This is a genomic window from Corynebacterium sp. CNCTC7651 (genome assembly GCF_021496665.1).
Lineage (GTDB): Bacteria > Actinomycetota > Actinomycetes > Mycobacteriales > Mycobacteriaceae > Corynebacterium.
In genome coordinates this window covers 1,778,787-1,797,415 of the sequence record NZ_CP071246.1, presented here as the reverse complement: position 1 = coordinate 1,797,415, position 18,629 = coordinate 1,778,787, and the positions used below count along the sequence as shown (strand labels likewise).

The 18,629-nt window shown below is 62.8% G+C and carries 19 protein-coding genes, 3 tRNA genes and 1 pseudogene; 12 read left to right on the top strand and 11 right to left on the bottom strand.

All coding sequences use genetic code 11. The features are described 5' to 3' along the window. Positions 1–29: 29 nt before the first annotated feature. From JZY91_RS08695 to JZY91_RS08685, 3 genes and pseudogenes are all read left to right on the top strand, one after another. The gene (locus tag JZY91_RS08695; protein WP_234947522.1) at positions 30–386 is read left to right on the top strand and encodes a hypothetical protein; all 357 of its coding nucleotides are present in this window, start codon (positions 30–32) and stop codon (positions 384–386) included. Between the two features lie 889 nt (positions 387–1,275). Then, on the top strand, positions 1,276–1,680 hold the full coding sequence (locus JZY91_RS08690) for a hypothetical protein (protein ID WP_234947521.1): 405 nt from the start codon (positions 1,276–1,278) through the stop codon (positions 1,678–1,680). Between the two features lie 29 nt (positions 1,681–1,709). After that, positions 1,710–1,956 (top strand): annotated as a pseudogene (locus tag JZY91_RS08685) (UDP-N-acetylmuramoyl-tripeptide--D-alanyl-D-alanine ligase); the annotation flags it as partial. A 473-nt stretch (positions 1,957–2,429) separates the two neighbouring features. Here the strand turns inward: JZY91_RS08685 and JZY91_RS08680 are convergent. Next, positions 2,430–2,505: transfer RNA gene (locus JZY91_RS08680), tRNA-Lys, on the bottom strand. Between the two features lie 635 nt (positions 2,506–3,140). Here JZY91_RS08680 and istA point away from each other — a divergent pair. The 4 genes from istA to JZY91_RS08660 all read left to right on the top strand — a co-directional run bounded on the left by istA (position 3,141) and on the right by JZY91_RS08660 (position 8,079). Then, positions 3,141–4,631 (top strand): IS21 family transposase, encoded by a 1,491-nt coding sequence (istA, locus tag JZY91_RS08675; protein ID WP_234947520.1) that lies wholly within the window; start codon positions 3,141–3,143, stop codon positions 4,629–4,631. After that, positions 4,628–5,368, top strand: coding sequence for an IS21-like element helper ATPase IstB (gene istB, locus JZY91_RS08670; RefSeq protein WP_234947519.1), 741 nt, complete (start codon positions 4,628–4,630; stop codon positions 5,366–5,368). Before istA ends, istB begins: the two co-directional genes overlap by 4 nt. Positions 5,369–5,561: 193 nt before the next feature. Beyond that, positions 5,562–6,797, top strand: coding sequence for an IS481 family transposase (locus JZY91_RS08665; RefSeq protein ID WP_234947518.1), 1,236 nt, complete (start codon positions 5,562–5,564; stop codon positions 6,795–6,797). Positions 6,798–6,897: 100 nt separating this feature from the next. Further along, the gene (locus tag JZY91_RS08660; RefSeq protein ID WP_234947517.1) at positions 6,898–8,079 is read left to right on the top strand and encodes an IS1249 family transposase; all 1,182 of its coding nucleotides are present in this window, start codon (positions 6,898–6,900) and stop codon (positions 8,077–8,079) included. Between the two features lie 166 nt (positions 8,080–8,245). Here the strand turns inward: JZY91_RS08660 and JZY91_RS08655 are convergent. From JZY91_RS08655 to JZY91_RS08620, 8 genes are all read right to left on the bottom strand, one after another. Further along, a tRNA-His gene (locus JZY91_RS08655) sits at positions 8,246–8,318 on the bottom strand. Positions 8,319–8,365: 47 nt separating this feature from the next. After that, entirely contained in the window at positions 8,366–8,995 is a 630-nt protein-coding gene (gene orn / locus JZY91_RS08650) for an oligoribonuclease (protein WP_255695741.1), read from the bottom strand. After that, a complete protein-coding gene (cmrA, locus tag JZY91_RS08645) occupies positions 8,988–9,803 on the bottom strand; it encodes a mycolate reductase (RefSeq protein ID WP_234947516.1) in 816 nt (271 codons plus the stop codon). Before cmrA ends, orn begins: the two co-directional genes overlap by 8 nt. A 20-nt stretch (positions 9,804–9,823) precedes the next feature. After that, complete coding sequence (locus JZY91_RS08640) at positions 9,824–10,174, bottom strand: transcriptional regulator (RefSeq protein ID WP_234947515.1); 351 nt, start codon at positions 10,172–10,174, stop codon at positions 9,824–9,826. Then, a complete protein-coding gene (locus tag JZY91_RS08635; RefSeq protein ID WP_234947514.1) occupies positions 10,171–10,356 on the bottom strand; it encodes a hypothetical protein in 186 nt (61 codons plus the stop codon). The genes JZY91_RS08640 and JZY91_RS08635 overlap by 4 nt, the downstream gene beginning before the upstream one ends. A 231-nt stretch (positions 10,357–10,587) precedes the next feature. After that, positions 10,588–10,983: a hypothetical protein gene (locus tag JZY91_RS08630; RefSeq protein ID WP_234947513.1), complete on the bottom strand. Its 396-nt coding sequence runs from the start codon at positions 10,981–10,983 to the stop codon at positions 10,588–10,590. Positions 10,984–10,985: 2 nt separating this feature from the next. Then, a complete protein-coding gene (locus tag JZY91_RS08625) occupies positions 10,986–11,150 on the bottom strand; it encodes a hypothetical protein (protein ID WP_234947512.1) in 165 nt (54 codons plus the stop codon). A 103-nt stretch (positions 11,151–11,253) separates the two neighbouring features. Next, positions 11,254–11,330, bottom strand: a tRNA-Arg gene (locus tag JZY91_RS08620). A gap of 67 nt (positions 11,331–11,397) precedes the next feature. Here JZY91_RS08620 and JZY91_RS08615 point away from each other — a divergent pair. The 5 genes from JZY91_RS08615 to JZY91_RS08595 all read left to right on the top strand — a co-directional run bounded on the left by JZY91_RS08615 (position 11,398) and on the right by JZY91_RS08595 (position 17,146). Further along, positions 11,398–13,383 carry a cytochrome c oxidase assembly protein gene (locus tag JZY91_RS08615; protein ID WP_234947511.1) on the top strand — a complete coding sequence of 662 codons (1,986 nt, stop codon included), beginning with the start codon at positions 11,398–11,400 and terminating at the stop codon, positions 13,381–13,383. Between the two features lie 171 nt (positions 13,384–13,554). Next, the gene (locus JZY91_RS08610) at positions 13,555–14,166 is read left to right on the top strand and encodes a single-stranded DNA-binding protein (protein WP_234947510.1); all 612 of its coding nucleotides are present in this window, start codon (positions 13,555–13,557) and stop codon (positions 14,164–14,166) included. Between the two features lie 170 nt (positions 14,167–14,336). Further along, complete coding sequence (gene ettA / locus JZY91_RS08605) at positions 14,337–16,007, top strand: energy-dependent translational throttle protein EttA (RefSeq protein WP_234947509.1); 1,671 nt, start codon at positions 14,337–14,339, stop codon at positions 16,005–16,007. A 45-nt stretch (positions 16,008–16,052) separates the two neighbouring features. Beyond that, entirely contained in the window at positions 16,053–16,484 is a 432-nt protein-coding gene (locus tag JZY91_RS08600) for a thioesterase family protein (RefSeq protein ID WP_234947508.1), read from the top strand. A gap of 47 nt (positions 16,485–16,531) precedes the next feature. Beyond that, the gene (locus JZY91_RS08595; protein WP_234947507.1) at positions 16,532–17,146 is read left to right on the top strand and encodes a hypothetical protein; all 615 of its coding nucleotides are present in this window, start codon (positions 16,532–16,534) and stop codon (positions 17,144–17,146) included. 18 nt (positions 17,147–17,164) lie between these two features. On the opposite strand, the gene JZY91_RS08590 is transcribed toward JZY91_RS08595, so the two are convergent. Both JZY91_RS08590 and JZY91_RS08585 read right to left on the bottom strand, forming a co-directional pair. Next, on the bottom strand, positions 17,165–17,572 hold the full coding sequence (locus tag JZY91_RS08590) for a globin (RefSeq protein WP_234947506.1): 408 nt from the start codon (positions 17,570–17,572) through the stop codon (positions 17,165–17,167). Beyond that, complete coding sequence (locus tag JZY91_RS08585) at positions 17,565–18,554, bottom strand: mechanosensitive ion channel family protein (protein WP_234947505.1); 990 nt, start codon at positions 18,552–18,554, stop codon at positions 17,565–17,567. Before JZY91_RS08585 ends, JZY91_RS08590 begins: the two co-directional genes overlap by 8 nt. Positions 18,555–18,629: the final 75 nt, after the last annotated feature.

Here is an 18,629-nt window from a genome sequence, read left to right as displayed (position 1 = left end):
GCTCACAGGGCAACCACAGGGAGGAAAGCATGCCCCCTAACCCCAACAGTGTCGCTGCCGAGCACCGGGGTCACAAGCTGCAAGAGCTTTCAGACCGCGTTGCAGAGCTCGAGCACGAACGGGACCGCTGGCGCGAATTCGCTCGAGAATGGGAGAAGCGCGCCAAGAGGGAAAGTCGAAAGCTCGAGCGCCAGCGGGCGGACCAAAGCCGCGAACAAAGCGACCGTGACAACGCCTGGCAGCGCCGGCTCCTCGCAGAGCGGTATGGCCTCAGTGCGAGTGACGCCGAGCTGTTCCTCAACCGGGATAGCCCGGAAGAGAACGAGCGCATCGCGGCCAGGCTCGCCACCCGCAAGCGGCACAGCCCCTCCAAGCTGCCGGAGTAAGCCCTACAAGTACGATGCCCGGAAACTACGGCTACAACAGGTCGCAGATGCCGGGCACACTGGCCAGCACCCCGCCGCCCCCAGCTCTGAACGGCGCCTCAGCTTCCGACGACGAAAGAAAGAAACGAACACACCCAAAAAGGCCCCTGGGGGAAACCCCCTGGTCAGAGGCCCAGGGCCGCCCCGATGGCAAAGGCGCTCGGGCTGGCTACGGGTCTGGCGTTTTCGCCCTCTGCAATAACCGTAACCGATTTGAGGTGTGATCGAACTAGGTTACGGGACGAAATGAGGCTGTCCGAAGGGCTAGTGCCTTGACTCTGGAAGCGTGCGCCAGGGGCTTCCCTTCGCGGTGTCCGCGGGCGAGTTGTGGCGCGGTAGTGCCGCCGCCCCCGTTCTGGCGCCACGGTCAAGCGTCGGGCGGGAACGGCGCCGCGAAGAACCGCGGGGAGTTAGAGGGCGACAGATTGGCTGCGGCGGCGGCAGAAGTCGCCTCTCGCGGCACGTCGCTCGTTTAGGTGGACTGCATTGTTGTCGCAGCGGGCGCCGCTGTCGCTAGTGCCGCCACTGGGAAGTCGGGGTGAACGTCCGCAAACGTAGCGCCAGCCGTTCGCGGCCCGGGCGGGGCGTGAGCTATGCAGCGAATGGCGCTCGGGGTGAGCTTTCAGGTGGGGCTTGAATTAGTGCCGGCGATTCGCCGGCACGGATGAAATACGGAAGAGGTCTGATGCTTTCAGAAAATGAGATGCGTGCAGCCGTCGCGTCGGCTGCACGGGATGCTCGACGCCTTCTAGGTGCGATCGAGGAAATGAAGACAATGCGCGGCCATTCTGATACCGCGCGAAAGATGAGGCCTACATTCGGGCCGACGGCGCCGGGGAACGATCGAGTCGTGGATACGACGCTATTGGTCGAGATTCGACTTCGTGAATGGTGCCGACACCTGCGAGACGAGATCGAGCCCGAGCATTCGTTAGGCGGGGAACCGTCGGGTTGGTGTCGCTGGATTGAGTCTCATGCGGCGGCGATCGCGAAACACGAAGAGGCTTGGCCGTTTCTTATCGCGATCAACGAAATGCGGCGCCGCATGAGTGAGATTGTGGATGGACCGGCGGAAGAGCAGCGCGCCGAGAACAGGGTTTCCGCCGCCACCGCGGCGCGCCGAATGCAGGTCAAACCGGATGATGTGCGGCAATGGGTGCGTGATGGACTCATTTCTGTCGAGCGAGACAGTAGCGGTTCGCTTTTCGTGCTCATGTCGGAGGTGCGGCAGTTTGTCGAGGAGAATTGCCTCTGATTGGCTTCTTGGGCGGGGGTAAGTTTCGCGGCCACATCGCGCACCTCGCGCGCATCGCCCCGCCGCAGGTGGGCGTGGTGCACAACGCGGGCTCCGCGCACCCTGGCCAAGGGCGAGCTAGTAGAGGCGCTGCCATCCGTTGCCGACGACCTGGTTGCCGCCATGGCCTCCCGCACCACCGCGCGGGTGGTCACGTTCTGTGCGGAGGGCCGCAAGGCGGAATACTTCGCCACGGACGTGGAGCTGGATGAGCTGGCGCGTGCCACCTTCACCATGCGCAGCCCGGCGGGCGAGCCGCTGCAGCGGTGCGCCCCGGCGTGCGCTCGGTGAAGGTGTCCGATCGCGGAAAGGAGTTTGTGCTTGCAGCGGGCGGGCTGAAGCGCGGGTTTCCCGGGGCCGATACTGGCTCCAGCGTCCGCGAGCACCTTTCTGGGTATCGAACTGCCACTAATCAATCACGGCGAGTACAGCGGTCTTCTGACGCGACGGTCGAGTCCAGGCCGAGCGTAACGATGGAGTGCGAGTCGGGTATCCACGCCGTGGGGCTCTGGGTTTCGCTTGCGCGAGCTAGAGTCATGCCGGCGATCGCGCGAACGGGGAAGACGTGTCGCGAGATGAACCGTGGTCGCCGGGCCGGCTCCTCGCAGGTTTGTCCGGGACAGTGGCGGCGACATTCTGGCCAATTTTTGGCCACTTTATGAAAATGGACCAGGCTAGAGAGTGGATTTATACCCTCTGGCCTGGCCCTATGGTGCGCCACCAGGGAATCGAACCCCGAACCCACTGATTAAGAGTCAGTTGCTCTGCCAATTGAGCTAGTGGCGCATTTTTCTTTTGTCTGTGCCCTGCTGGGCAACGAAGAAGAACTATAGCAGCGTAGTTTGAAAGGGTGAAATCGCCTGGTCGGGTGGGGAATTGAGCGTCGATAAGCAAGGTGCAAAGCGCGGTGCGGAAGGAAGGAGTTGTCGGGGCCATCAGCACCCGCCAGCAACGCAAAATCCCGGCCCGCACGATCTCGTGCAGACCGGGATTCCAGTCGGGGTGGCTGACGGTGTCTGGGTTCACGACATATTTGACACGGTGTGCCTGCGGCGATGGTTGTGATGCTTGACAGGTGAGCCGGGACATCCTTGACACTTAGGCCTGCCTCGCTTCGACGGGTGATGGTTGACAGGTGAGTCGGGACATACTTGACACTGCCGTCCGCATGTGTCTGATCTGATGTAGTTGGTCCAGTTCGTCTTGGGAAGTAGGCCGTGTTGGCGGCCTGTTTTGGTCCGTTTCAGCGCGGAAAATTAGGCCACTTCCCCATGTGGCTGTGACTGGTGTGGCTCCTTTTTAGAAAGGGAAGGGCCATGCCGATAACCACCCCCAGTAGGTTTCTGTTCCTGAGAAATGTCCCATCTTCGTTTGGCCGCGAGGTCCGGGACTTGGGTTTTCAGGAAGGGACCAGAAAGTAGATGACGATCAGCATGACCACGATCGAAACTATCAGACAGCTCGATGACGAGGGAATGTCCAGACGAGCGATTGCCAAGGCGGTGAACGTGTCGCGCGCTACGGTCGATAAGTACGTTAACCAGGACGATTTCAGCCCAACCGTGCCGGTGAAGACACGCAAACCAGGCTCAATCGTGCTGGGTGAGGCGTTGTGCGCTGTGATTGATGGTTGGCTCGAGGATGATCAGCGCATGCCACGCAAGCAACGCCACACTGCGCAACGCATCTGTGACCGGCTGATCAACGAGCATGGCTATACGGGCTCGTATTCACCGGTGCAGCGCTACGTCAAGCAGTGGAAACAGGACCATAAATCCCCGGGGGATGGGTTCATGGAGTTGGAATGGTCACCGGGGGTCATCCAGGTCGATTTCGGCCAGGCAGAAGTCATCATGGCGTCAGCCGCAAGGGTTGTGCACCTTCTGGTGGTGACGTTTCCGTATTCAAATATGAGGTTTTGCAGGGCCTTTGCCGGCGAAACCGCTGAGTGCGTCATTACCGGGCTTTTAGATGTCATCGACACCGCCGGCGGGGTGCCGACTGAGATGGTCTTCGATAACGCGACCGCCGTTGGGCGCCGTGTCGGCCCGAAAGTGGTGGAATCGGAGCTTTTCGCCGCGTTCAAAGCGCACTATAGGACGAAGGCTCGGTACTGCAATCCGTACTCGGGCCATGAGAAAGGCAATGTGGAAAACGCGGTCGGCTTCATCCGCCGAAACCTGCTTGTGCCTGTGCCGGAAGTAGCCTCCCTAGCGGAGTTGAACACCATCTTGGAGTCCGGGTGCGCCGCGTTTGCTACCCACACCCACTACAAGAAGGCAGCCACGGTCGCTGAACTGTTCAAACAGGATCAGCAAGCGCTCAAAGCGTGCCCGTCGGTGCGGTTTAACCCGGTGCGTTTCGACGTGCGCCGCACCGACAAAACCGGCGTTGTCACCCTAGACGGCAACCGTTACCTGGTCGGGCCTGCCTGGGCGAACAGGCAAGTCACGCTGGAGTTGTCCCACGACACCGTCACCGTTTTAGACGACGACACCAGACGCATCATCGCATTGCCGAGAGTTTTCGGTACCGCAGACTCGACGGTGATCAACCCGATGAGTTTGCTGCCTGGGTTAGCGAAAAAACCCGGGGCGTGGACGAACTCACCGCTTCGCCATCACCTGCCGGACGCTGTCGTGGGCTACCTCGACGGGGCGGATACCGCTACACGCCGGGAGTTTTTCACCCACGCGCAAACCACCGCCACAGAATGCGGATTCGACGCCACCGTCACCGCAGCCGCCGCACTCTTAGAGACCAACGCCCAACCAACCGGGCCTCATCTGGGTATCGCCGCACGCTACAGCTCCCCACCACCACCACAACACACACGAGCGAACCTCACCACCTATGACCAGCTCCTTGCCACCACAACCACCTCACAGCATGCGGAGGTGACCTCACAGTGAGCACCGATACCACCAACAACAAAGACCGCGTGGTGGCTCTTGGCCGCCAGCTCTACCTCACTACCGCCGTGTTACGCCAGTGCGCAGACCATGCCACCCCACGCCAATGCGACATCCTCATTGAGCTCTTCGAAGCGGAGCTTTCTTCCAGGGCCGCATCAAGAGCGCGGCGCCTGATGCACCGCGCGCGTGTCCCGGTACGCAAAACCCTCGACAGCTACGACTGGTCCCCGGTCACCTTGCCCGCCGACATCACCCGCGAACACCTCACCACACTCGACTTCCTCAACGGGTGTGAAGACCTCGTCTTCTACGGCGACGTCGGAACCGGCAAAACACACCTCGCCATCGCACTGGTCACCGCGGCATGTCTCAGAGGCATCCCGGCACGGTTTTTCACCGCCGCAGGACTCGTCGACCATCTACGGAACGCGAAACACGCAGGCAAACTCGACAAAGAGCTCGCATCCCTAGGCAAAAACGAACTCCTCGTCATCGACGAACTCGGCTACATCCCCATCGACACCGACGGGGCAAGACTTCTGTTCCAAGCAATCGCCGACGCGTACGAACAACGCAGCCTGATCATCACCACCAACCTTGCATTTTCCCAATGGGGCCAAGTCTTCGGAAACGACGACATGGCAGCCGCCGCAATCGACCGCATCGTCCACCACGGCCGCATGATCACCTTCACCGGCCAGTCCTACCGCATGGCAAACGCCCTCATGAAATAGCCCCGAAACCCCAGCAACGCTCACACGGCCCAAAACCGTGCAGACCTGGCCTAAAAAACCGAGCCGAAATGGCCTACTACAACTTGACAAAACACATCCGCATTTGGGCCCCGCACACAAACACCCAGACACCCTCTGGCCCGGGTGGGCGTGGCGCGGCAGGAAGACAGATCCGCCGCGCCATCGTTGGCCAATGAACAGCCCCAACCGCAACCTCGCCATCGTCAAAGCCGTGCGCGACCAAGGCGAACCCGTCGCTAAAGTCGCCGCACGATTCGGCATCTCCCGCCAGCGCGTCTACCAAATCCTGTACAAGTACGACGCTGGCGGGCCCGAGGCGATTGCGCCTAAAACCCGCGCCCCGCACACCCACCCACAAGCAGTGCCGAAAACGCTGCGCAACCACATCATCGACATGCGCAAAGAGCTGGTGAAATCCGGCCTAGACGCAGGCCCCGACACCATCGCCTTTCACCTCGAGCAGCAAGGAATGCGAGTGCCGTCCACATCCACGATCCGCCGCATCCTCACCGACGCCGGCCTCGTCACACCGCAACCGAAGAAGAAACCGCGCAGCGCCTACATCAGATTCGAAGCCGCCATGCCCAACGAATGCTGGCAAGCAGACATCACCCACCTCTACCTCATCGACGGCACCCGCATCGAAGTCCTCGACTTCCTCGACGACCACTCCCGCTACCTGCTATCCATCACCGCCAAACACGCCTTCACGGGCACCGCCGTCGCCGCCGAACTCGAGCGCCTCATCACCATCTACGGTCCACCAGCATCCACCCTCACCGACAACGGCCTCGTCTTCACCGCCCGCCTAGCCGGAGCCAAAGGAGGGCGCAACGCCTTCGAAAAAACCCTCAACCACCACCGCATACAGCAGAAAAACGGCCGCCCAGGACACCCCCAAACCCAAGGCAAAATCGAACGCTTCCACCAAACCCTCAAAAAATGGATAGCCGCCAAACCCCCAGCTGAAACCCTGCCCCAACTCCAGCGCTACCTCGATGAATTCGCCGACTACTACAACACCACCCGCCCCCACCGAGCACTCGGCAGAAAAACCCCCGAACAGGCCTACACCACCGGCCCGAAAGCCGAACCCAACGACAACCCCAAAGAAGAATGGCGAATCAGAAACGACATCGTCACCCCAGGCGGCAAAGTCACCGTCCGCTACGCCGGCAAACTCTACCAACTCGGCATCAGCCGCAAATACGCCGGCGAACCCGTCCTCATGGTCATCACCGACAACCACATCACCACATCACTGAAAGAAACCGGCGAGATCATCACCGAGCACTACATCGACACATCCCGCAACTACCAAAAACCATATTGGAAACACGGCCAACCAGGGTTAAACGACAGAATGTGTGTCCGGATTCGTCGGTTTGTTTGGGATGATCAGGGGTAATCCGGAAAGTATATGCTCCTGGGGCTTATATCTGCCCGAGGGCGGCGAAATACCGGGGTGTGACAGCAGCGTGTGGTAGTGGCCGGTGTTGGCTTGATCAATGCCGAAGAACCAACCCCGCTGCCAAGTGTGCGGCGGCGAGATGAAACGCAACGGAAAGACCTCCGCCAACCGCACCCGGTGGCGATGCAAAACCTGCGGCGCCTCCACCACCAAACAGCGCCCCGATATCACCAACGCCGCAGCCTTCGCAGCATTTATCACACACCTCACGACCGGTGCGAGCTTGAAAACCACTGCCACCGAAGCAGGGTGTCATCCTCGTACCCTCCAACGCCGGTTTAAACACTTCTGGCTAGTTGATGTCCCCGATCCCACGATCGGGCACGAAGGCCGGGTCTACGACCAGGTCTTTCTTGACGGCACCTACACCGCCGGTGGGTGTCTCATCGTGGCCGCCACCTTGGACCACGTCATTGCCTGGCACTGGTGCACACGTGAAACCACCCGCGACTACCAAAGGCTCCTCGAGCGTATCCCCGCACCCTTGATCGCTGTCATCGACGGTGGCCAAGGTGCCGCCAGCGCGATCAAAACATGCTGGCCTAACACCAAGATCCAGCGTTGCCTTGTCCACGCTCAACGCGTGGTGCGCCGGCACACCACCGCACGCCCGCGCACCGATGCAGGACGAGCGATCTATCAGCTCGCGCTCAACCTCACCAAGATCACCGATCTTGACGAGGCGGCCGTGTGGGGTGCGCAGCTGCATGAATACGGCACGATCTACCGCGACTGGATGAACCAGAAAACGTGGACAACCGACCCGGCGACACGTCAACGCACCTGGTCGTGGACACACGAACGCACCCGCAAGGCCTACAACAGCCTCAACCACCTATGGCGCAACAACCTACTGTTCGTCTACCTCGAACCACCCAACGGTGTCCTCGATGTCAGCCGAATCAAAGCCACCACCAACAGCCTGGAAGGCGGCATCAACGCCCAGCTGAAACTGCTGGCCCGCACCCACCGCGGCAGATCCGGTGAGCATCAGCGCCGGATGCTGGAGTGGTGGCTGTATCTGAAAACGGAACTGCCTGACGATCCAGTAGAGATCGCCAGGCAGTCCAACTGGGGCCAGGACCAACTCGCCAAAGTATCCACCCTGACCCCCAACGAGAACCAAGCCAACCACGAAACCGGACGACCAGCCCTCTACGACAACGCTATCGACACCAACTACACACACTCAATCGGCATCCAAAAAGGCCACATCTAACCCCACGACACGCCGAACCCAGACACACATTTTGTCGTTTAACCCGCCAACCACCCCTGACCTAAAAACAACAAAACCGGCACCCTGGAAAACCAAAAACCAGAGCGCCGGTTTGTCCACCATGTCGCGACTCACATGTCAAGCATGTCGCGACTGATGACATCGGGGTGGCTGACGGGACTCGAACCCGCGACACCTAGGATCACAACCTAGTGCTCTACCAGCTGAACTACAGCCACCATCGCTGCGAAAGCAGCGGGATTAACCTTAGTACGCGCTCGAACGTTTACAAAAACCGCTGGTAGCTCTCGCGCGCCTCGGCTGCGGCGGCGCGGGCATCCCCGTCCGGCCCCGGGGCGGGGGTGAAAACGGAACGTCGATAGTAGTCCAGCTCTTGAATGGACTCCACGATGTCCGAAAGCGCGCGGTGGCTCAAACCCTTCTCCGGCTGGTTCTGGTACGCCTTGGGGAACCAGCGGCGGGAGAGCTCCTTGACGGTGGATACGTCGATCATGCGGTAGTGCAGCGCGGCATCCAGGCGCGGCATGTGCGCGCGGATGAACGCGCGGTCGGTCGCGATCGAGTTGCCGGCCAGCGGCGCGGGGTGGGCGGGATCGCAGTGGCGCGCGATGAGCTCGAGCACGGCATCTTCCGCCTCCGCGACACTCACGGGCGACGCCTTGATCTCCTCCAGCAGCCCGTTCGACGTGTGCATCTCGGTGACAAACGCGTCCATCTCAGCGAGTTCGGCGTCGGTGGCGTGGATGACAAGGTCCAATCCGTCGTCGAGAAGCGTGAGCTCAGCGTCGGTGATCAGCGCCGCAACCTCGACGATGACGTGGCGCGCGGGGTCGAGCCCCGTCATTTCCAAGTCGACCCAGACGATGCGATTATCCTTCGCGGCGATCTCAAGCACGCTGTTCCTCTCCCATCTTTGCGTAGAACGACCCGATCAGCGGCGCGAGCGACCCGCGCGGGGCGTACGTGGACACCACGTCCATCGCCTTGGACAGCGGCCCCGGCACCACACGCCGCTTGTTCTCGCGCATCGCGCGCAGCGTGTCCTCGGCGCAGGACTCGTAGGTGGTCCACAAAAAATCGGGCACAAGCTTATCGACGAACGTTTGCTCCGCCTCGTCGATCTCCGCCTCGCGCACCGGACCCGGGGCCAGCAGGGTGCAGTGCACGCCGGTTGGTTTCAGCTCGTAGTGCAGCGATTCGGTGAACGTGTTCACGCCCGCCTTGGTGAACACGTACGTGGCGTTGTTCGGAATCGGCGAGTTGCCTGCTGCGGAGCCGACGTTGCACAGCGCGCCCGAGCCGCGCGCGACCATCTGGTCCAGCACCGCCTTCGTGATGCGGAACACGGCGGTGGCGTTGAGGTTGAATTGGTTCACCTCGTAGTTCCAATCCGCGGTGAGGAACGGGCCGAAACTTGCGATGCCGGCGGAGTTCACGCAGATCGAAATCTCGCGGCGCGCGATGTGCTCCAGCAGCGCGGTCACGTCGCGCTCCTTGGACAGGTCCGCGGCGAACACCTCCACGTTCACGCCGTGGGTGGTTGCGAGCACATCGGCGATGCGCATGAGCACTGCTTCGCGCCGCGCGACCAGGATCAGATTGTGGCCGGCAGCGGCGAGTTTGCGGGCCATCGCTTCACCGATGCCCTGGCTTGCGCCCGTTACCAGGGCATAAGCGCTTATCGACGGTTGTGGAAAAGCCATATCCTCAAACCTACCCGCGCCTACCCTTCGGCGATCTGCTGCAGCGCGGCGACGTGGCCCTCGAACGCGCGCACTCCAGCTGCCGTGAGCGTGACCCAGACGGTGTCCTTGCCGCGGGAGGAACCGTACTCGCGGAAACGGGTGATGTAGCCGTGCTCTTCCAGTGCGCTGAGCTGCTTCGAAAGGGCTGAGTCGGACAACCCAGTCGCGTCCTTCAGCGCGGTGAAGCGCATCTCTTGGCGGCTGGCCGCCGTTTCTGTTGCGCCGGAATGAAAAAGTGCGGCGCAGATCTTCAGACGACCCAGCGGGTGGATGACGGCGTCGAAACCGTCGCTGTTGCCGCCGGGCGCGCCGTCGTTGTGCGCGCTCATGGCTGCCGCCCGTTCTGCAGCTTCGTTTCGCGCCAGGTGGCGTACCCGGTGACCGCACCCGACACGGCACCCGCGCCCAGCGCGACGGGCAAATTACCGTGGGGAAGGATCGTCGCCACGGCGAATGTGATGATGGGGACGAGCACGAAAGTCCAGTTGGTAGTGCTCGTGTCCTCCTGCATCGGCTGCTTGTAGCTGGCGCGGACGGTCCGATAATCACGCCGGACCCCACCGCACCCGGTGACGACTTGGGCGCGTTGCTGTTTTCGATGGCATGGACCGCATCGAGTGCCTCGCGGGCTTCTTCACGCGAAATATCCTTGTTTTCCATACTGGAAAGCGTAGAAACCCGCGCACCGAGATGTCAAGGGTCTCGGGGCGCGGGTTGGGGAAGTGTACCGCTGTGCGGCTGTTTAGCGGGCGATGCCGTCGCCGTCCACGTCGGTGCTGTCAACCGCGGCACGGTCAACGTCGGCACGGTCAACATCGGTGCCTGCCGCGTCCGAACGGTCAACGTCGGCACGGTCAACATCCGTGCGATCGACATCGGTGCGGAGCTGGTCCGGGGTCGCACCGTGCTCACCGGTGGTCACGTCGCGCTGGCTGTCAACGGCATCCTGATCGGCCTGGTCGAAGTCGCCGAAAGAACCGTCGTCGTTCGGCTCGTTGCCGATGCGGCGGGTGGCGGCATCCAGCAGGCGATCGGTTTCGCTGCCCGGCTCAACGCCAGTGTTCTCGGTACCAGTGTTCTCGACACCAGTGTTCTCGATGCCGGTGTTGTCAACGTTCTCGGTGTTCGGGTTCGTCATCGCTACTTCTCCTCGGTGGCGTCGGATGCACCGTTGCCGGTGATGTCGGTGTTGTTCGCGGTCTCGTCCGCCGAGGCCTCTTCCTGGACCTGGTGGGTGGCATCCGGATCGCCCAGCTGGTCGATGCTGTCCTCGCTCTTCGGCGGGCGGCTGGTCTGCTCAGACATGTGGGGGTTCCTCCTCGGTTTCGTTGTGCTTACTTGGGTGCTACCGAGGGTACCCACTTCTTGGAGGGGGAGGTAAGAAATGTCCCCGTACCTGCGAAAACAATGGCGCCCCCAGCAGGACTCGAACCCGCGACACACCGGGTAGAAGCCGGTTGCTCTAATCCACTGAGCTATGGAGGCAGACGATAGAAAAGTGTAGCGCACCGCCGGTTATGCCCTAAAACGTCGCGAAAGTAGGGTGAGGCGTATGGGAGAGGCAGTGCGCACCAAGGCAGCGGCGCGTCCGTCGTGGCCGTTGTACCTCGCGGCGACATTGGTTGCGGCGGTGTTGGCGGGCGCGGTGGCGCAGTCTTTCGTCGGTGAATCGCTGGTCGCCCTCGGCATTCCGGATCCCGGCCCGGCCACCACGTTCGGTCTCCCGGCGCTGCGCGGCGCCGCGTGGATGTTGGCGGCGCTCGCTGTGGGGTCGTTTATGTTTTCGGTGTGGTTGATTCCGCCGTCGATAAGCAAAAATAGCTTGAACGGCGCGCCGCTGACGGTGGATGGCCACATCGCGTCGCGCACGGGGGCGGGGGCGAGCGCTGGGCTCGCGCTGATTGCGCTGGCGATGATTCCGCTGACGCTTTCCGACGTTTCCGGGCAGCCCCTAAGCACCGTATTTTTCTCCGTAGGTTCTTGGAACACGGCGTTGAACCAGGTCAGCGACGCGCGGGTGTGGCTGATTGTGGCGGCGTTTGCCGCGGTGGTGGCGCTTGGCGGATTCATCGCGTCGCATTGGTGGCCGCAAGTGGCGCTGTTCGTCGGCGCGATTGTGACGATTTTGCCGCTGGGGTTGTCCGGGCATTCCGCGACCGGCGGCAACCACGATTACGGCACGAACTCCTTCATCTGGCACCTCATGTGCATGGTGTTGTGGGTTGGCGCACTGATGGCGCTGGTGGCGCACGGGCGCAGGCTGGGGCCGAACCTGGAGCCGGCGGTGCGCAGGTACTCGCGCATCGCGCTGTTCGCGTACGTGGGGATGCTGCTTTCGGGCGTGATCAACGCCGCGGTGCGCGTAAGGTTCGAGGATCTCACGCAGTACCACTACGGCTGGGTGCTCATCGCGAAGGTGATCGGGCTGGTGGTGCTCGGCGGCCTGGGATTTTGGCACCGGCAGGTAACCATCCCACGCTTGTCCACCGACCGGCGCGCGTTCACCCGCCTCGCCGCGGGTGAGGTGCTGGTGATGGCGGCGGTGACGGGGCTTGCCGCGACCTTGGGGCGCACCCCTCCGCCCCCGCCGCGCGAAGTGAACCTCACGCAGATGCAGGTCCAGATGGGCTACAACCTCGCCGAGCCGCTGACGTGGACGAACTGGGTCACCGAGTGGCGCTTCGAGCTGCTCTACAGCGTCATCGCGATCCTGCTCGCCGCGTACTACCTGCACCTCGCGCGCCGCGTGCAGGGGTGGAAAGTGTCGCGCACGGCGTGGTGGCTGTTGGGTTGCGCGACAGTCGTCGTCACGCTGAGCTCCGGAATCGGCCTGCACATGCCTGCGTCCTATTCGGCGCACATGACGGTGCACATGATTCTCTCAATGGGCGTGCCCGTGTTCTTGGTGCTCGGCGCGCCGCTGACGCTGGTGCGCGAGGCGTACCCGGCGGGGGAGTTCAACCCGCGCATGTGGGCGGAGAGCTTCCAGCACTCGCGGTTCGTACGGATTATCACGTACCCGCCGGTCAGCCTCGTGCAGTTCCTGGTCTTCTTCTACGTGATCTACATGTTCATTCCGCTGTACGAGCTGATGATTTCGGAGCATGCCGGCCACGTGATCATGAACGGCGTGTTCATGGTCTCCGGCTACTTCTACTTCTGGGAGCTCATCGGCCCGGACGAGATTCCGGGCCGCTCCTCCGCCAAGGTGCGCCTGGCGTGGCTGTGGGTGTCCATGCCGATTCACCTGTTCATGGGCGTCTACCTCATGCAGCTGAACGTTGTCATGGCGGAAGAGTTCTACACATCGCTGCAGCTGCCGTGGAATCCCGATCTGCTGGCGGACCAGAAGGTGGGCGGCGGTATCGCGTGGGCGTCCGGTTCCTTCCCGCTGGTGATCGTCTTCGGCGTGTTGTTCTGGCAGTGGCTTGCGGAGGACCGCGCCGAGACCCGCGAAATCGACCGCATCGCGGACGAGACCGACGACGAGGAATGGCGCCGCTACAACGAGATGCTTTCCCAGTACACCCGCCACTAGCTGCGTTTTTTCAATAAGCTGTGGAATTCTAATCAGTTATCCACAGGCTTCTCGGCCGCGCCCTTGGCCGATCTTGCGGTTCGTGCCACGCTGCAGGTGCGTCGGGCTTTTGCTTTCCGACGCTCACTTGAACACCACTACCTTTCCAACGAACCGCAAAGGACTTTCACCATGGGCGCAACATTCGTGACCATCCAGGGCAACCTGACCGAGGACCCGACTTACAACAACTACCCGCCGTCAACCACGCAGCTCACGCGCTTCCGCCTGGCCGCCTCCAAACGCCGCAAGACCGATGACAAGGATGACAGCGGCAAGGAGATTTGGGTGGAATCGGACCACCTGTATATCGACGTGAAGTGCTGGGGCAAGCTGGCCAACAACTGCCGCATGTCCCTGCGCCGGGGCCACCCGGTTACCGTGACCGGCAAACTGATCACCGAGTCGTGGCAGGAGACCATCTACAACGCCGAGGGCAAGCAGGAAGCCGTGATGCGCTCGAAGATTGTGCTAGTGGCCTCGCAGGTGGCGTTCAACCTCGCCAACTTCCAGGTCAACAGCATTAAGACGGAAACGATGACGCACACGATTCCGGGATCCGAAGAGATGAAGGTTCGCGATTCCGCCACTTTCGACTTCGAAGCGGAGCGGCGCGAACGTGAGCAGCGCGAACGCGAGCTGGCCTCCGTGTCCGCGGCGGCGCCGTCTTTCTCGGACGAGGCGTACAACGCGATGGCGGGCCAGGAAGGAGGTGAGCAGGGGAGCGTCGACACCCCGTTCTAGCCGGCGCGGGCGGTGGTCGGACCGGCACTTGGGCGGTGGTCGGACCGGCACGCGGGCGATTGGCCGCGCCGGCGCGGGCGGTGGTCGGGCCAATCGCCCCGCAGCCCCCGCTGGGGGTGTGATGTACCCTGTGGAAAACTGTTCCAGCATTTCTCACAAGGGGATTTCACGTGGCTGAATTCATCTACACGATGAAAAACGTCCGCAGGGCTATCGGTGAAAAGGTCATTTTGGACAACGTCACCATGGCCTTCTACCCCGGCGCCAAGATCGGCGTCGTTGGCCCGAACGGCGCCGGTAAGTCGTCGTTGCTCAAGATTATGGCGGGCATTGATCAGCCGAACAACGGCGAGGCTTTCCTGCAGCCGGGTGCCACCGTTGGCATCCTGATGCAGGAGCCGCCGTTGACGGAGGATAAGACGGTCCGCGAGAACGTCGAGGAGGGCCTCGGCGAGATCTTTGAAAAGAAACAGCGCTTCGAGCAGATCGCCGAAGAGATGGCCACCAACTACTCGGACGAGCTCATGGAAGAGATGGGCAAGCTCCAGGAGGAACTCGACGCGGCTGACGCGTGGGAGGTTGACTCCAAGATTGAGCAGGCCATGGAGGCACTGCGCTGCCCGCCTTCCGATTCGCCGGTGACTAATCTTTCGGGTGGTGAGCGCCGTCGAGTAGCACTGGCCAAGCTCCTGCTCTCCGAGCCGGACCTGCTCCTGCTGGATGAGCCGACGAACCACCTGGACGCGGAGAGCGTGCTGTGGCTGGAGAAGCACCTGCAGACCTACCCGGGCGCCGTGCTTGCCATTACGCACGACCGTTACTTCCTGGACAACGTCGCGGAGTGGATCTGCGAGGTGGACCGCGGCAAGCTCTACCCGTACGAGGGCAACTACTCCACCTACCTGGAGAAGAAGGCGGAGCGCCTCGAGGTTGCGGGCAAGAAGGACCAGAAGCTGCAGAAGCGCCTGAAGAGCGAGCTGGAGTGGGTGCGTTCCTCCCCGAAGGCTCGCCAGGCGAAGAACAAGGCCCGTCTGGAGCGCTACGAGGAGATGGCGGCTGAGGCTGAGCAGTACCGCAAGCTGGACTTCGAGGAGATCCAGATCCCGACCCCGCCGCGCCTGGGCAACAAGGTCGTTGAGGTCAACGAGCTGGACAAGGGCTTCGACGGCCGTGTGCTGATCAAGGACTTGTCTTTCACCCTGCCGCGCAACGGCATCGTGGGCGTGATCGGCCCGAACGGTGTGGGTAAGACCACCCTGTTCAAGACCATCGTGGGCTTGGAGGAGCCGGACGACGGCACCGTGGACGTCGGCGAGACCGTCAAGCTGTCCTACGTGGACCAGAACCGCGCGAACATCGACCCGGAGAAGACGGTGTGGGAGGTTGTCTCGGACGGCCTGGATTACATCACCGTCGGCCAGAACGAGATGCCGTCGCGCGCGTACCTGTCCGCGTTCGGCTTCAAGGGCCCGGACCAGCAGAAGCCGTCCAAGGTGCTTTCCGGTGGTGAGCGCAACCGCCTGAACCTGGCGCTGACGCTGAAGCAGGGCGGCAACCTGATCCTGCTCGATGAGCCGACCAACGACTTGGACGTGGAAACCCTGGGCTCCCTGGAGAACGCGCTGCAGAAGTTCCCGGGCTGCGCCGTGGTGATCTCGCACGACCGCTGGTTCCTCGACCGCACCTGCACCCACATCCTGGCGTGGGAGGGCAACATCGAGGAGGGCAAGTGGTTCTGGTTCGAAGGCAACTTCGGCGACTACGAGAAGAACAAGGTTGAGCGCCTAGGCGAGGAGGCGGCGAAGCCGTCCCGCGTCACGCACCGTAAGCTCACGCGCTAAGCTGGCGGTCGACACTGTACAAGTTTCAACCGAAAGTGTGCATGCATGGCTGACATGGGCGCCCCCGACAACATCCACGTCCACCAGGTCCACCTGCGGTGGGGTGACTTCGACCGCAACGGCCACGTCACCAACTCCGCGTACATCGAGATCGCGCAGGAAGCCCGCATCGCGTTCGCGCGCGAGTTCCTGTACGCGGACGGGACGGAATTCACCGCGTTCGTGCGCCGCATCGAGGCGGACTATATCCGCCCGGTGCTGCCCAACACCTCAGCGGTGACGGTGGAGACCTACGTGTCCCGCATCGGCAACACCTCCTTCACCACTCACCAGGACGTGAAGGATGAACAGGGCCGCGTGTGCTGCTCCATCGAATGCATCCAGGTCACGGTGGACATGGCGACAGCGTCTCCGCGCGCGATCACGCAGAAAGAGATCGGCATTCTCACCCGCGTCGCCGCAAGCAACGAGCAGTAGCGCCGCATCCCGTGGAAACACTCGCGGTTCGTGCTGGGGCACCCAGCTTGACGACGTTCGTGGGGCGCGCCCTCGCAATAGACAACACCGCCACCGCCCGCATCCGCGTGGTGGATGAAGAGCAAGGCGCGCTTGATGTCTGTGTGAGCACCCCCTTTGACTGCGTGGCGGCCCGTCGCGTGGTGGGTGCGGTGTCCCGCGACGGTGCAGCGGTTGCGGCGGCGGACTTGCTCGCCGCGCTGCGCAGCGGATCCGCGGGGGAGCCTGACCCCGCGCCGATCGGCCCCGCGCGCGACGCGATGTGGCCCGGCGCGTTGCCGCCCGTGGTCGGGTTCGTGGAGCGCGACATCGTCCCGGTCTCGGTTGCGCGCCAGCTTGCGGACGACGGCCGCGCCCTCGCCCGCCAATTCTCCGGCCCGGCGGGCCCGCCGAAATCGCTGCTGGACAGCGTGGTGCTTACCGCGGATGCGGAATCGGCGGACCCGGTGGAGATTCCGATGCGGATGATCTTCACCTGCACCGCGCTGGGCCTCATCCCCGGCTTCGAAGCGCCGGCGGATATCCCGCGCCACCTGCGCGTAGCCACGGCGGGCAGGTGGGTGCGCCTCGATGCCCCGTTCGGCTCCGTCTACCGCAACGCCGGTCTGGGCCTGCTGTTCTAGCGGCCGAGGATGCGGCCGCTAGAAGGCGCGCGGGCCCTGGTTGATCATCATGTACGCCACGCGCTGCATGTGGTTCCACAGTTGCGCGCGGTAGGCCGGTGCCAACTCCTCGTCGCTGAACTGCTCGAGAGACTTCCCCATGAGCTCGAGCCAGCGGTCCGCCTCAGCCTCGCCGATGGGGAAGGGGAAGTGGCGTCGCCGCAGCATCGGGTTGCCGCGCTCCTCCTGGTAGGTGCGCGGCCCGCCCCAGTACTGCTCCAGGAACCAGCGCAGCCGGTTCTCCGCACCCTCCCAGTCATCCTCCGGGTACATAGGGCCGATCAGGTCGTCCTCTTTCACCTGGTCGTAGAAGCCTTTGACCAACGTTTGGAAGAAGGGGGTGCCCCCGACTCCGTCGTAAAGCGTGTGCTCCTGCGGGCTAGTCATGGGAGGCCTCCGGGGTGTCGTTGACGGTGATGATGCGGCGCGGCTCCAGCCCCGGCATGACAATCTGCGCATCCTGCAGGGCTTCGAGGATCTCCTCGTACATGTGGCGGCTCACGGCCCACTGCGCACCCGGCATGGTCTTCACGCTCACGCGGTAGGTGAGGTGGTCCGGCGTGAAGCTGGACATGCCCAGGACCTCGGGCTGGCCGATGACGGAGTCGCGGATCGTGTCGTCCTGCACGGCGGCGATGGACGCGCGCTCGATGACGGCGGCGGCATCGGACGGGTCGCTGGACAGGGAGATCGGCACCTCGAGGCGCGCGACGGAGTACACGTCGGACTGGTTGCCCACCTGGTCGATGTCGCCGTTGCGGATGTACCACAGCGTGCCGTCGATGTCGCGGACGGTGGTGATACGCATGGTCATGTGCTCGACGGTGCCGGAGATGTCGCCGATCTGCACCGAGTCGCCCACGCCGTACTGGTTCTCAATGAGCATGAACATGCCGGAGAGGAAGTCCTTGACCAGGGATTGCGCGCCGAAACCAAGCGCCACGCCGACCACGCCGGCGGACGCGACCAGCGGCGCCACGTTCACGCCCAGCTGGTCCAGGACGGCCATGGCCGCCCACACCCAGATAATGATGGCCACGGCGGAGCGCCCCACGTTGGCGAGGGTTTTGATCCGTGCTTGACGACGCTGCTCTTGCGAGCGCGCCTGCGGGGAATCGTCGTCCTGCTCGCCGCGGCGCAGCGCGATCGTGCCGCCAGGGTTGGCAATGGAGCGTTGCGCCGCGCGGTTGATAATGCGGTTGAGCACCATCTGCAGCACGATCGCGATGACGATAATCAGCAGGATCCACAGCGGGCGTTCCACGAAAAGGTTCCGCGTTTGCGGATCGTTGATCCACTCTTCCAGGTCATTCACAGCGTCATTCGCCGCGGCGCTGGCGGCGAGCATGGTCACGGTTTCGGTTCGCATCGCGGGCCAGTCTACGCGCCGGATATAAATCCGCCCTAACGCCCAATTCTGAACCGCTTGGTCTACTATGCGTCA

Coding starts and splice junctions, on each gene's coding strand:
- JZY91_RS08695 (WP_234947522.1), top strand. CDS start 30: ATGCCCCCTAACCCCAACAGTGTCGCTGCCGAGCACCGGGGTCACAAG.
- istA (WP_234947520.1), top strand. CDS start 3,141: ATGACGATCAGCATGACCACGATCGAAACTATCAGACAGCTCGATGAC.
- JZY91_RS08665 (WP_234947518.1), top strand. CDS start 5,562: ATGAACAGCCCCAACCGCAACCTCGCCATCGTCAAAGCCGTGCGCGAC.
- JZY91_RS08660 (WP_234947517.1), top strand. CDS start 6,898: ATGCCGAAGAACCAACCCCGCTGCCAAGTGTGCGGCGGCGAGATGAAA.
- cmrA (WP_234947516.1), bottom strand. CDS start 9,803: ATGGCTTTTCCACAACCGTCGATAAGCGCTTATGCCCTGGTAACGGGC.
- JZY91_RS08640 (WP_234947515.1), bottom strand. CDS start 10,174: ATGAGCGCGCACAACGACGGCGCGCCCGGCGGCAACAGCGACGGTTTC.
- JZY91_RS08635 (WP_234947514.1), bottom strand. CDS start 10,356: ATGCAGGAGGACACGAGCACTACCAACTGGACTTTCGTGCTCGTCCCC.
- JZY91_RS08630 (WP_234947513.1), bottom strand. CDS start 10,983: ATGACGAACCCGAACACCGAGAACGTTGACAACACCGGCATCGAGAAC.
- JZY91_RS08625 (WP_234947512.1), bottom strand. CDS start 11,150: ATGTCTGAGCAGACCAGCCGCCCGCCGAAGAGCGAGGACAGCATCGAC.
- JZY91_RS08615 (WP_234947511.1), top strand. CDS start 11,398: ATGGGAGAGGCAGTGCGCACCAAGGCAGCGGCGCGTCCGTCGTGGCCG.
- JZY91_RS08610 (WP_234947510.1), top strand. CDS start 13,555: ATGGGCGCAACATTCGTGACCATCCAGGGCAACCTGACCGAGGACCCG.
- JZY91_RS08600 (WP_234947508.1), top strand. CDS start 16,053: ATGGCTGACATGGGCGCCCCCGACAACATCCACGTCCACCAGGTCCAC.
- JZY91_RS08590 (WP_234947506.1), bottom strand. CDS start 17,572: ATGACTAGCCCGCAGGAGCACACGCTTTACGACGGAGTCGGGGGCACC.
- JZY91_RS08585 (WP_234947505.1), bottom strand. CDS start 18,554: ATGCGAACCGAAACCGTGACCATGCTCGCCGCCAGCGCCGCGGCGAAT.